Source organism: Corynebacterium sp. CCUG 65737 (assembly GCF_024454115.1).
GTDB classification, from domain to species: Bacteria; Actinomycetota; Actinomycetes; order Mycobacteriales; family Mycobacteriaceae; genus Corynebacterium; species Corynebacterium genitalium.
Map to the genome: position 1 here is coordinate 62,006 of NZ_JAGPZB010000004.1, position 12,210 is coordinate 74,215.

Genomic DNA, 12,210 nt, shown 5'->3' on the forward strand with positions numbered 1-12,210 from the left:
GCTGGTAGGTTATAGGCGTTGACGCGGCCACATGCGCTGACATGGCAAAATGCAGTCGTGTCGATCGCGTCAGAAAATTCCCAGTGATACACTTGCCCGAAGTCGGCGGATTGCAGCGATGTAATTCGATGCGTCGGCGTTGGACAGGATCATCCCTGGTCCGTTTTCACCAGACCCAACAGACCCCAATAGACATGGAGGAACCCAGTGGCCCTTCCCGAACTGACCCCGGAACAGCGCCAGGAAGCACTCGCTAAGGCTGCCGAGGCACGCAAGCAGCGCGCCGAGCTCAAGGCATCCCTCAAGCGCGGCGACACCGACCTCAAGCAAGTCCTGGACAAGGCTGAGTCCGACGAGATCATCGGCAAGACCAAGGTCTCCGCACTCCTCGAGGCAATGCCGAAGGTGGGCAAGGTCAAGGCTCGCGAGATCATGGAGGAACTCGAGATCGCCCAGACCCGCCGTCTGCGCGGCCTCGGTGACCGTCAGCGCCGCGCTCTGCTCGAACGCTTCGGCTTCGACGCTTAAGGCACAGTCCGTGACAAACGTGAACGGGAAGGGCCGGCTGGTAGTTTTGGCTGGCCCTTCCGCCGTTGGTAAGTCAACCATCGTGCGGCGGCTGCGCGAGGCTGTCGAGGACCTATATTTCTCCGTTTCCATGACCACCCGCGACCCGCGGCCCGGGGAAGTGGACGGCAAGGACTACTTCTTTGTCACCCGGGAGGCGTTCCAGAACCGCATCGACTCCGGCGAGATGCTCGAGTGGGCTGAGATTCACGGCGGCCTGCAGCGATCCGGAACTCCGGCCCAGCCCGTGCGCGAGGCGCTGGCGGCTGGCCGGCCGGTTCTCGTTGAAGTCGACCTGGAAGGCGCCCGCAACATCAAGGCGATCATGCCGGAGGCAGTGACCGTCTTCCTGGCGCCCCCGTCTTGGGAGGTGCTTGTCGAGCGTCTTACCGGCCGCGCAACCGAGTCCGACGACGTCATTGCGCGTCGACTTGAAACGGCCCGCGCCGAGCTCGCCGCCCAAGACGAGTTCGACGACGTCATTATCAACAACGACCTGGATGACGCGGTCCAAGAGATCAATGATATTCTCTTGAGCGTCCGCCGTCCGAACAACGAATAGGTGTGAGCATGACCAACGACCTAGCTAATGCAGAAGTCAACGAGCACGTATACGACGCGCCCGAAGGCATCACCGCCCCGCCTATCGACGAACTGCTGACCAAGGTCTCCTCCAAGTATGCCCTGGTGATCTTCGCCGCTAAGCGCGCCCGCCAGATCAACAGCTACTACCAGGAGCAGGACGAGGGCGTGTTCGAGTTCATCGGCCCGCTGGTCACCCCGCAACAGGGTGAGAAGCCGCTGTCCATCGCTCTCCGCGAGATCGAAGCAGGCTTGCTGGAGCACGAAGAGGGCCAGTAAGCACCCACGTTTTATTGCGCGAGCTCATCGACGAACAACGTCGGAGCCCGCGCCTTTTACTATTTCGGCTGTTTTCGGGCGCGCCGGATTGCCCGGTGGCCGCTGCGCGGTCCGGGTCATACGTAAAGGTGTTTAACTAGCTATCGCCTGGCCGGCTCGCGCCTTTGGCGTTGGCGAGTCGCCAAAGAGGGTCGTCATCGCGCCGTACGGGTGGCGTTTGTTCGCCCGCGGGTGACCGGTCGGAGAGACCCAGGTGGGGCGCCCGTTATTGATGGCGATGCGGCCGCGTTTGTGGATGTGGTCGTCATCGTCGTTAATGCGATTGTGGTAGCTGCACAAAACGGTGAGGTTGTTCATGTTGGTGGGCCCGCCGTTCTTCCACGGGTCAACATGGTGGATCTCGCAGTGCTCAGCCGGCATGCGGCAATCCGGGCTCGCGCAGATGGGTTGCGTCGCCTTGGCCAACGTGCGTTGCTTCGGGCTGGCGAAGCGGCGGCTGCGGTAAAGGTTGACCGGGCCCTCCGTGGGGTGGAACAAGGCGACTTCGAGGCCGTGCACGCCGTTGGCGAAGTACGAGGCCAGGAAATCGGCGCCGGTGATCGTGGTGCCGTCGGTCAACCCAAGGACGATCTCATCCCCTTCACCTGCGATGATGCGTGACAGCTCCGGTGCAGGCACGAGAATCACCGGCCTGGGCGCTGCGTGAGGAACACCCGCACCGCTGCGCATGAGCTGCTCGAAGGCGGCGGCCATCTGGGGCCCGGCGGGGTGGCCGGCGTCGATATCTGCTCGTAGCGCGGCTTCGAGGTCGGCCATGACGTGCTCGCATGCGGTGATGACCGCGGTGCGCAGTCCGTTGCATGACGCGCTGACGCGGACGGACTTGCCCGGGCTCGGCTTTCTGGCTGGGACGATGCTTCTGGCGAGGCGGTGGAGCGCCTGGCACGTCGTCACGCTTGTCGACGCTTTAAGCAACCGCCCCCTAAACTCCGCGCGCTGCGCGTCCGACTCAAGATGGCTGATGCTGCGTTCAATCACGGCAAGCATGTCGAGGCTAATCGCAGCCTCGCGGGCCGCCGAAGCCGCGTCACGTTGATCCCGGGCCGCTTGAGTCGAGTGCGTGGGCCCGAAGTACGCACTGTGGACGAGTTGCCATTCGCCAACGCGCGCGGGGGACAAGCCCGCAGCGAGCGCGGCAGACCGGTCGAAGCCCGACAAGGCGTCTAACGGTGCCTCTGCCACAGCTTGTATTAGCGAAGTGAAGTTCATGTTTCTCAGGCTAACGACGCCTCAAGACCCGGTAAAGCGTGCGTTGCGCACTACAGTGTGCAACGCAAACGGTGTTAGGGATCGCAGGTTGCAGCTTCCTTCTACGCCCGGAAAGTGCATCTAGCCAGCGTAAATGTCGAATCAAGACGCTGGTTACCCTAATTTGGGGGTGCCGCCGATTTTGTTTGTTTTGATGAGTTTTCCGTTATGCGACACGCGTTCCCACCTGCCATTAGCTGATGGTTGCCTGAGCAATCAAATTTGTATGCAGAGCGCTTCCGGTCGCGCATCCTGCGGCACCGGATAAGATCATTTTCACCACCAAGGTTAGGTCTAGGGGTCTGAACACCGAGGTGGTAGCTAGCCAGAGTCAGCACTAACCGACGATGATCCGCCGCGCTGGGAAAGGACGGGGGAAATGAGAGATCGGGGGTTCTCCATCGTCATTGGGGTTATGTTGGCGCTAACTCTAGCTGGCTGCGGTTTGGAAGTTCAGAACTTGGGCATACCAGCCCAGGGAGACAACCAGACCGAGGGCGGTTTACCGGCCACAGGGGAACCGGAAGTGGAACGCCCAGCGTTCCACTTCCGGAGCGGAACTCTTGAGCTAGGGGACTTCGTTTACGAAGACATCAAAGATAACCTCTTTGACCCCTGCCAAGAGATTTCCGCTGAAGAATTTGCACAAATCGGATTCGAATCAACGGGGCAAAGCCGCTACTTGATCCACAACGGTGGTTGGGGTTGCGCACTAGAAGGGGGCGATCCAAACCTTATCTACTTGGTCGCAACCGCATCTTCAACGAAGGATGAAATTGTCGCAGGTGCGGAACGGGTATCAGTCGACATGTCTGATGTCGTAGACGACGCTGTCACGTACCGCGGATTCGACGACGAGGAAGAGTCTTGTATCGCAGCCGTAGATACCGTACGGGGGCAATTCTCGGTTCTAGCAGGACGGTTTGAAGGCTCGGTCACTTTTGAGGAGCTTTGCAATGAGGCAGTGACCGTTCTCGATCACTTATACGAGATCTAGATGGATCTACAGGGGGAGGAATCATGAATGTTGTTGTTGATGTAGCCTCGATCGAGTCAGCAGCCGAAACATTGAAAAATGCGAGCCGATCATTGGCTAAAGATACGAGGTTTTCGTCTTTCGGAGGAGCGGCAGCATATTCGCAGGTTTCGGGACTTGATCATGCTGGTTCGATGCACAACGCAATCAGTTCCGTCAGTGAGCCGGAGGCTACTAAGGCTTTGGCTGAGCTCCTTAAAAACGCTGCGGACATATTGCGGTTCAACTCGGCTGCGTTTCGAAACATGGACTTAATGAACGCCACTGCGTTCGACCAGGTCGATGGCGGTGCAGCGCGTGCGCGCACGGAGGAGAAGATCGATTCGCTCACCGTTGCTAAGCCGACTACGAGCCTGTTCGCGGCTTTGAACCCTTTTGCTGGACGTCCCTTCAGTCTGGAGACCCTATTTGGCCAGCTCATCGCGACGGATGTTGGTTCGATGACGGGTATCTCGGAGAACTGGCTCGGTACAGCCACATCCGTCGGGGACGCTGTGAGCGCTATTCCGCAGGCGCTCAGTCTGCTGGCATCGTCGTCGGAGACTCCCGCAATCCAGCGTGCCATGTCTCATCTCAGTTCGGTGGAAATCGCCGGCACCGCGTATTCGGCCAGGGCGGGGATATTGGCTTCGCATACTGCAGACCTTGTTCTTGTGACGGAATCCAATTCACTTCAAACGGCGTCGGCGTTAGCGGTGATGAGGGCGTCAGGGAGTCCAGGCCTGGCAAAGGCGTTCGAAGAGACGTTTCTTGAAACATTCTCCCCGAAACTGACGGCCGAATTGGTGCCGGTAACCCCCAGCTTTACGCAACTGCTCTTGCCTTTGGATTCTCCAAGCGGTGGCGGTTCCGGGGTGACGGCGCCGGACGTTCAGGCCGGTCGTGCTTTCGAGTCGATTCCGCTGCCCAAGGTGATGCAGGACGCGTTTGCGGACGCCGGCTACGGTGAACTTGCCCGTGCTACAACGCCAGCCGAGGTCATCTCTCAAGTCGGCCGCCCCAACCCCGACATGTTGCAATCTATCGCTGCCGGTGCGACTCCGACCCAGGCGGCGAGTGCGGCAGCGCCTTCACTTCCGCCTCTGCCGGCGGGCGCTGGGGCTTCTTTGCCGGGTAGCTTGTCGGCACCAGTCGGTGGCGCAATGACTGGTGGCGGGCCTGGCTTGGCAGTGGCACCGATGGGGAATCCGGGCCGTGCCGGCGGCGGGCCGGCAGCTGCTGCGTCAGGCTTTGGTGGCGTGCCGTTCGCTGGCGCGGGGGCCGGCACAGGAGCAGGCACTGGCGGAGCCCGGGGGACAGGTGGACTCGGCCGCATGGGTGCTGGCGGCTTCGGCACTGGCGGCTTTGGAGCCGGAGCAGGCGCAGGCGGGCTTGGTGCCGGATCGGGCTCCGGTGCGGGAGCCCTGGGAGCAGGTGCGGGTGCCGGAGCGGGAGGTCTTGGTCCCGGTGTGGGCGCTGGACCGGGCGCAGGAGCAGGTGCGGGTGCTGGCGGCGCGGGGTCGAACACCTTCATTGGCGGTCAGGGCAACCAAGCAGCACGTGGTGGTGCTGCGGGTGTGCCGGGGGCCTACGGCGGTGGAGCCAACCGCGGCCGGAAGGGCAAGAAGGGCCGGGTGCAGGCGGTCACGTCTGCTGTCGAGCGCGAAGGCAACCTCAAGGCGCTGCTCGGCGAGGCACCCGAAGTGGTGCCGGGCGTGATCGGCGCGTGGGTGCGCGAACCGCGCAGATAGCCGCGACCGGGCTGTGGCCAGGCGGATAGTTGCGGCCGGGCAGTGCGGGAGGAGCGACCAGATTATGGCCGCTACTGCAGGTAAGCTCGGACCACATGAGCGACCAGTCTGCAGAGATGATCTCCGAGCACACGCCCCTTAATGTCGTCGTTGGTGTTGCCGGAGGCATTGCGGCCTATAAGGCGTGCCACCTCGTCCGCGAGTTCACCGAAGCGGGGCATAGCGTGCGCGTCGTGCCTACCCCGGCCGCGCTGAGCTTCGTCGGCGCCGCAACGTTCGAGGCTCTTTCGGGCAACCCGGTGGATACAGGCGTGTTCGCGAAGGTGGATGAGGTCCAGCACGTCCGCGTGGGTAAGGAGGCCGACCTCATTGTCATCGCGCCGGCGACAGCGGACACCATCGCGCGCATCGCAGCAGGCAGGGCGGATGATCTGTTAACGGCAACAGTGCTCGTCGCCACGTGTCCGGTGGTGCTCGCCCCGGCAATGCACACGGAGATGTGGGAGAACCCGGCTACGCGCGACAACGTTGCGACGCTGCGCCGCCGCGGCGTGATCGTGCTCGAACCCGCCCACGGCCGGCTGACGGGCACGGACACTGGTGCGGGTCGCATGTTGGAGGCGGAGCAGATTGCGGAGATGGCGCGCACCGTCGTCAAGCGGGGGCGGTTTGAGCGCTCGCTGGAGGGCAAGAAGGTCGTCATCAGCGCCGGCGGGACGCAGGAGAATATTGATCCCGTGCGCTTCATCGGTAACCGGTCCTCGGGGCGCCAGGGGTTTGCGCTCGCGGACATCGCTGTACACCGTGGGGCGGACGTCACGATCGTCGCCGGTGCCACGGATGAGCTGTTCACCCCACCGGGCGCGAACATCGTCAGGGTGCGCTCCACCCGTGACATGGAACAGGCGGTCAATGACGCGGCGGAAGGCGCAGACATCGTCATCATGGCCGCCGCCGTTGCCGATTACCGCCCAGAGGAAGAGGCGACCAGCAAGCTGAAGAAGGGCCAGGCGGACGACTCGCTCAGCACCGTGAAGTTGGTGGAGAACCCGGACATTTTGAAGGGGCTCGTCGACAAGCACGTGCCTGCGACGATCGTGGGATTCGCGGCGGAGACAGACACCCCGCTCGAGCACGGCAAGGCGAAACTCGCGCGCAAGGGCGCGGACATGCTCATGGTCAATGACGTCAGTGGCGGCAAAGTGTTCGGTGAGAAGCGCAACAGCGGCTGGCTGCTGTCGAAGGACGGCGGCGTTGAGGAGGTCGCCGACGGCACAAAGCACGAGGTGGCGGCCGGTATTTGGGACGCGATAGAGAAGCTGTTGCCCAATTAGACCGCTTGGTCTATTCTTGGGCACCATGACTTTCCACCGCCTTTTCACCAGCGAGTCCGTGACCGAGGGCCACCCGGACAAGATTTGTGACGCCATTTCTGACACCATCCTCGACGACATGCTCGCCCAGGATCCGCATTCGCGTGTGGCGGTGGAAACGCTCGTGACCACCGGCCAGGTGCACGTGGTGGGCGAGGTGACCACCCAGGCCTACTCGAACATTGCGAAGCTGGTGCGCGACAAGCTCGTCGAGATCGGATTCACCTCTTCGGAGGTCGGATTCGACGGTCGCACGTGCGGTGTGAACATCGCGATCGGCGACCAGTCCGCGGAAATTTCCGACGGCGTGACAGATTCGCTCGAAGTCCGCTCCAACGAGTCGACCGAGGCGGAGGACAAGGCCGGTGCCGGCGACCAGGGCCTCATGTTCGGCTACGCCACCGACGAGACGCCCGAGTTCATGCCGCTGCCGATCTCCACGGCCCACCGCCTGTCGCGCCGCCTGACGCAGGTGCGCAAGGACGGCATTGTGCGCGGCTTGCGCCCGGACGGCAAGACGCAGGTCACCTACGCCTACGACGGTGACACACCCGTCTACCTGGACACTGTGGTCATCTCTACGCAGCACGATCCGGACTTCACGGGCCAGGAGCTTGTCGACGCACTGCGCACCCACGTCCTCGAGCACGTCCTCCGCGAAGCGGGCCTGGAAGACTTCTTAACCGACGAGACGAAGCTGCTGGTCAACCCGTCGGGATCCTTCGTGCTCGGCGGGCCGATGGGGGATGCTGGGCTGACCGGCCGAAAGATCATCGTGGACACCTACGGTGGCATGGCCCGCCACGGCGGCGGCGCGTTCTCCGGCAAGGACCCGTCAAAGGTGGACCGTTCGGCAGCGTATGCGATGCGCTGGGTGGCCAAGAACATCGTCGCCGCAGGCCTGGCCAAACGCGTCGAGGTCCAGGTCGCCTACGCGATCGGCCGGGCGACGCCGGTGGGTCTGTATGTGGAGACCTTCGGCACCGCTGCCGACGGACAGACCAGTGAGTCTATTCAGCAGGCTGTGGAAAAGGTCTTCGACCTGCGCCCCGCGGCGATCATCCGCGAGCTCGACCTGCTGCGCCCGATCTACGCGCCGACGGCGGCGTATGGCCACTTCGGCCGCACCGACGTGGACTTCCCGTGGGAGGCGCTGGACAAGGTCGACGACCTGAAGGCCGCCGCAGGAATCTAGTCGCGCGGTTCGCGCTCGTCGCGGGTTTCGCCCCATTGCCGCTTCTGCGCCTCCGATTTCCGGTGGTTGCGCAACGCGACAATGCCCACCACGATGCCGACGACAATCGGCAGCCAAATATTGCTGTGCTCGATGACCACTTTCACCCATTCGGGCAGCTCCGGCAGGTCCGGGATATCCAGGGAGAAGTCAAAGGTCGGCAGGTTCATCTGTGGCAGGTTCGGCACCGGCAGATCCATCTGCGGCGGCGAAGGTAGGGTGATGTCTGGTATCTCCCAGTCCGGAAGCAGCCGCGCCAGCAGCGGCCCGAGCAGCAGGATCAGCAGAGCCCAGCCACCTTTGCCCAGCCCCTCGAGGATAGGGATTGCGGTGCGCTTCAGGTCGCTCGACTCCATCGCTTGACGACGTTTCTCACCCCGACTCCCCGGCGGCGGATCGAACTCCACAACTGTGTCGCCTTCGCGGAAGTCGATCTGGAGGATCTCCCTGAAGGGGCTCACGACGACCTTCAGGTTGGGTTTGCTGCGGTCGACACCGAGGGTCGCCATGGGGCGCAGTTCGTCTGGCGCGCCTTGGGAGGGAGCGCGGACGAATAGGTGAAAGCGGTCGGATTCGAGTTGCTCGAAGCGGTGTTGGGGGCGGCCGTCGACAAGCACTTCGACGCGGGTGCGCGGATTGCGGAACCTCGATTGGGCGCGCTCAACGAGCGACGAGTCTGCGGTGAGCTGCGTGCCGCCGCTCTTTTCGTCGTCACTGCTGCTGGGCCAATCGGAGTGGATGTCCCGGAACTCCTGGTCGAAACCGGCGCGGACCTCAATGAGGCCGTATTCGGGGTGGCGCAAACTCCACGTTTCCATGGGTTAAGCCTCCTCGGGGCGCGCAGGCGCCTTTGGTGACAGCGTCGCGCCAATCGCCGCAGCCGCCGCGGTGAGGAGGAAACACCCGAACGCGTATATGAAGGTCCCGTCGTTGAAGTAGAGGATCTTGGCGATGGCGAAGCCCGCGCCGGTGAAGAAGGGCAGCGACCACGTGAACCGGTGGGTGTAGCCGTCGATAAGCCCGGCGATGGCGGCGGTGGCGAAGATGAACGCAATGACGAGCGCGACGCTGCCGAGGGGAATGAGCACGAGCGGCCCCACCACGTAGGCGGCCATCACGATGTAGGGGGTCGCTTTAGTCCAGCCAGTTCTCTCTTCGTCCATGGCCTCACACTCTAGGCGCTGCCGGGGGCCGGGCGTGAAGGTGCCTAAGACGCGGGGGTGAATTTGTTGGTGTAGGTCCTGCCGGCTTCCGGCTCGGGAATCATCTCGTCGAGGCTGACAGGGCGCAGGCCTTTCGCGCGCAGCCCGTCAATGATGCACGGGACGGCGTCGACGCTTTCTGTGTGGATGTCGTGCAGCAGAATGATCGAGCCAGGCTGGGATTGACCGACGGCGATATCGCACGACGTTGCTGCGTTGTGGTGCTGCCAGTCGTTGGTGTCCACATCCCACATTGCCAGCGAGAGACCGCGGCTGCCGGCGATGGAGGCCACACGGGCGTCCATGTCGCCATAGGGCGGGCGCAGCCAGCGCGGACCCCAGAACACGGCATCCTTGATGTCGGCGTTGGTCACGTCGAGCTCGTTCATAATGCCAGCGTCGGCGAGCGTGGACAGCGGCGGGTGGTTGCGCGAGTGGTTGGCGATGGTGTGCTTGTCGTTGAGCATGCGGCGCAATATGCCGGGTCGTAGTTCGGCACCCGTCCCGATGACAAAGAAGCTGGCCTTGGCGTCCATGTCGCGCAGAATGTTGAGCAGGCGGACGGTCTCGTCGGAAGGGCCGTCATCAAACGTGACCGCCACGCAGTCGGAGCAGTCCTCCGACGGGACATCGAGCTTCGGCATGGCCTCGCCGGATGGCTCTGGCACGACGCTCATCGACGGTGTTTGCAGCGTCTCGGTGTCGAGCGTGAGCGCGGGGTCAGCAGAGCTCGGGTCAGCCGCTGCGGGGGCGGCAGGCGCCGCTAGGGGAACTACACAGACGGCAGCCGCAAGCACGGAGAATAGAGAGCGTTTCATCATGTTCCGGGGCACAACAGGGTAGAGACAGTCAGCGCGCAACTGAATGCGCACTGCACACAGCTGCATTGAGTATGCGTCGGTGGTGTCCAGGGGTCAAGCTACGATGTGGGGCATGCCTAAGACGCTCGCCACGGACAACCCTGTTGCGCGTGTCTTGCCGCTTCTGGGTTTGCCGCATTTGGACCGGCCGTTTGATTACCTGGTGGCCGAATCAGACTCGGAAGCCGCGCAGCCGGGCGTGCGTGTGCGCATTCGTTTTGCGGGGCGGCTCGTGGATGCGCTGGTGCTCGAGCGCGCCGCCACCAGCGATCACGAGGGGAAACTGCGGTTCATTGGGCGTGTCGTCTCCCCGGAGGTGGTTTATCCAGAGCGCATGCGCTTGCTTATCGACGCATTAGCCGACCGATACGCCGCCACCCGGTCCGACCTCATCCGCACCGCTATCCCGCCGCGCCACACCAAAGCCGAGGAAACGGACACCACCACAGCGTGGGAAGAGCTGGGCGAGGCAGCCGAGCCGGACTTGAGCGCCTGGAGCGCCTACGAGCACGGGGAATCCTTTGTTGATGCCGTCATCGGCGGAACACTCGCGCGGGCGGCCTGGCAGATTGCGCCTGGCGACGATTGGGCTGCCGCGCTGGCGGCGCTGGCCACGAAGGTGGCGAAGGACGGCGGGGGAGTCCTCATTGTCGTGCCCGACCAGACGGACGTGGACACGGTCGATGCAGCCCTGCGCGAGCTGGTGGGGCCGCGGCAGATCACCACGCTCACGGCTTCGCTCGGCCCCCAGGCCCGGTACAGCCGGTTCCTGTCGGTGCTGCATGGGCAGGGCCGGATTGTGGTGGGGACGCGGTCGGCGGGGTTCGCGCCCGTCGAAAAGCTGCAACTAGCCGTCGTGATGTTCGACGGCGACGATTCTCTCGTCGACCCGCGCGCCCCGTACACCCACGCGCGAGAGGTGCTGACTACGCGCTCAGCGATCGAGAAGGTCTCGCTCATCATCGGTGGCCACGCACGCACGGCGGAGACGCAGTTGCTTGTGGAATCCGGGTGGGCGCACGACTTGGTGGCGCCGCGTGCGACGGTGCGGGCTCGGTCGCCGTTCATTCACGCTGCTGGCGACAGCGACTTCGCGTTGGAGAAAGACCCGCGCGCGGCCGCTGCCCGCATCCCGTCTGTCGCGTTCGAGGCCGCACGCAAGGCGCTGGCCGCCGACAAGCCGGTGTTGTTCCAAGTACCGCGCACCGGGTATGTGCAGTCCTTGGCGTGCGGAAATTGCCGCGAACCAGCTCGCTGCCGCGCGTGCAACGGACCGCTGGGCCTGCCCAGTGGCGGGGAAGCCGCCGCACCGACATGCCGCTGGTGTGGGCGGATGGACTCGTCGTACGTGTGCCCCGTGTGCGGCTCGCACCGCCTGAGGGCCGTCGTGCTGGGAACGCAGCGCACCGCGGAAGAACTCGGCCGCGCCTTCGCACCGGCCAAGGTGATCATGTCCTGGGGAGAGAAGATTCTCAAGGAGGTGCCGGGCGGGCCCGCCATCGTCGTCGCCACGCCGGGGGCAGAACCACGCGCCAGCGGAGGTTATGGTGCCGCTGTCCTGTTAGATACGTGGGCGTTGCTCGGCCGCCCGGACATGCGGGCGAGTGAGGAGGCGTTGGCGAAGTGGATGGGGGCGGCGGGGCTCGTCGATAAGCAAGGCGACGTTGTCGTTGTCGCAGACCCCGCGCTGCCCGTCGTCCAGCACCTCATCCGCTGGGATGCGCCCGGATATGCGGCCCACGAGCTGGAAGCGCGGCGTGAGGTGCGGTTCCCGCCCGCGGTGCACATGGCGGCGGTGGATTCGCCTAGGGAGTCGCTGACGGATTTCCTGGCGCACATCGATTTGCCGCCGCACGCGGAGGTGCTCGGCCCGGTTGACCTTGGTGACGAGACCTATCAACAGCGCGTGCTCATCCGCGCCCCGCTGTCGACGCGCACTGCGCTGGGCAAGGCGCTGCGGGCGGCGAACGCGAACCGCGCCACCCGCAAACAGGAGGCGCCGCTGCGCATCACCATCAATCCGATGGACATTGGTTAGA

At 63.9% G+C, this 12,210-nt stretch carries 12 protein-coding genes; 8 read left to right on the forward strand and 4 right to left on the reverse strand.

The features are described 5' to 3' along the window. Positions 1-207: 207 nt before the first annotated feature. Genes mihF through rpoZ form a run of 3 tightly spaced genes read left to right on the forward strand, consistent with a single transcriptional unit; the run spans position 208 to position 1,428 of the window. Positions 208-528: an integration host factor, actinobacterial type gene (gene mihF / locus KBX17_RS04565; protein ID WP_005290010.1), complete on the forward strand. Its 321-nt coding sequence runs from the start codon at positions 208-210 to the stop codon at positions 526-528. A 10-nt stretch (positions 529-538) separates the two neighbouring features. Continuing rightward, positions 539-1,129, forward strand: a complete 591-nt coding sequence (gmk, locus tag KBX17_RS04570; RefSeq protein WP_040423680.1) for a guanylate kinase — start codon at positions 539-541, stop codon at positions 1,127-1,129. An 8-nt stretch (positions 1,130-1,137) separates the two neighbouring features. Further along, positions 1,138-1,428: a DNA-directed RNA polymerase subunit omega gene (rpoZ, locus tag KBX17_RS04575; RefSeq protein ID WP_256018663.1), complete on the forward strand. Its 291-nt coding sequence runs from the start codon at positions 1,138-1,140 to the stop codon at positions 1,426-1,428. Positions 1,429-1,560: 132 nt separating this feature from the next. Here the strand turns inward: rpoZ and KBX17_RS04580 are convergent, their stop codons facing one another. Further along, the gene (locus KBX17_RS04580) at positions 1,561-2,697 is read right to left on the reverse strand and encodes an HNH endonuclease signature motif containing protein (RefSeq protein WP_256018665.1); all 1,137 of its coding nucleotides are present in this window, start codon (positions 2,695-2,697) and stop codon (positions 1,561-1,563) included. A gap of 418 nt (positions 2,698-3,115) precedes the next feature. Here KBX17_RS04580 and KBX17_RS04585 point away from each other — a divergent pair, with 418 nt between their 5' ends. From KBX17_RS04585 to metK, 4 genes are all read left to right on the forward strand, one after another. Further along, the gene (locus tag KBX17_RS04585) at positions 3,116-3,733 is read left to right on the forward strand and encodes a DUF3558 family protein (protein ID WP_256018666.1); all 618 of its coding nucleotides are present in this window, start codon (positions 3,116-3,118) and stop codon (positions 3,731-3,733) included. Positions 3,734-4,017: 284 nt separating this feature from the next. Then, complete coding sequence (locus KBX17_RS04590; RefSeq protein WP_256018782.1) at positions 4,018-5,502, forward strand: hypothetical protein; 1,485 nt, start codon at positions 4,018-4,020, stop codon at positions 5,500-5,502. A gap of 95 nt (positions 5,503-5,597) precedes the next feature. Then, the gene (coaBC, locus tag KBX17_RS04595) at positions 5,598-6,836 is read left to right on the forward strand and encodes a bifunctional phosphopantothenoylcysteine decarboxylase/phosphopantothenate--cysteine ligase CoaBC (protein WP_256018668.1); all 1,239 of its coding nucleotides are present in this window, start codon (positions 5,598-5,600) and stop codon (positions 6,834-6,836) included. 25 nt (positions 6,837-6,861) lie between these two features. Then, positions 6,862-8,070, forward strand: coding sequence for a methionine adenosyltransferase (metK, locus tag KBX17_RS04600; RefSeq protein ID WP_256018670.1), 1,209 nt, complete (start codon positions 6,862-6,864; stop codon positions 8,068-8,070). Here metK and KBX17_RS04605 read toward each other — a convergent pair. The 3 genes from KBX17_RS04605 to KBX17_RS04615 are packed head-to-tail and all read right to left on the reverse strand — an operon-like array spanning position 8,067 to position 10,132. Next, positions 8,067-8,927, reverse strand: a complete 861-nt coding sequence (locus tag KBX17_RS04605) for a hypothetical protein (protein ID WP_256018671.1) — start codon at positions 8,925-8,927, stop codon at positions 8,067-8,069. The genes metK and KBX17_RS04605 overlap by 4 nt on opposite strands. A gap of 3 nt (positions 8,928-8,930) precedes the next feature. After that, positions 8,931-9,272, reverse strand: a complete 342-nt coding sequence (locus KBX17_RS04610; protein ID WP_255997607.1) for a hypothetical protein — start codon at positions 9,270-9,272, stop codon at positions 8,931-8,933. Between the two features lie 44 nt (positions 9,273-9,316). After that, entirely contained in the window at positions 9,317-10,132 is an 816-nt protein-coding gene (locus KBX17_RS04615; RefSeq protein ID WP_255997609.1) for a polysaccharide deacetylase family protein, read from the reverse strand. 112 nt (positions 10,133-10,244) lie between these two features. Between KBX17_RS04615 and KBX17_RS04620 the strand changes: the two genes are divergently transcribed. Further along, positions 10,245-12,209, forward strand: a complete 1,965-nt coding sequence (locus tag KBX17_RS04620) for a primosomal protein N' (RefSeq protein ID WP_256018673.1) — start codon at positions 10,245-10,247, stop codon at positions 12,207-12,209. Position 12,210 lies beyond the last annotated feature (1 nt).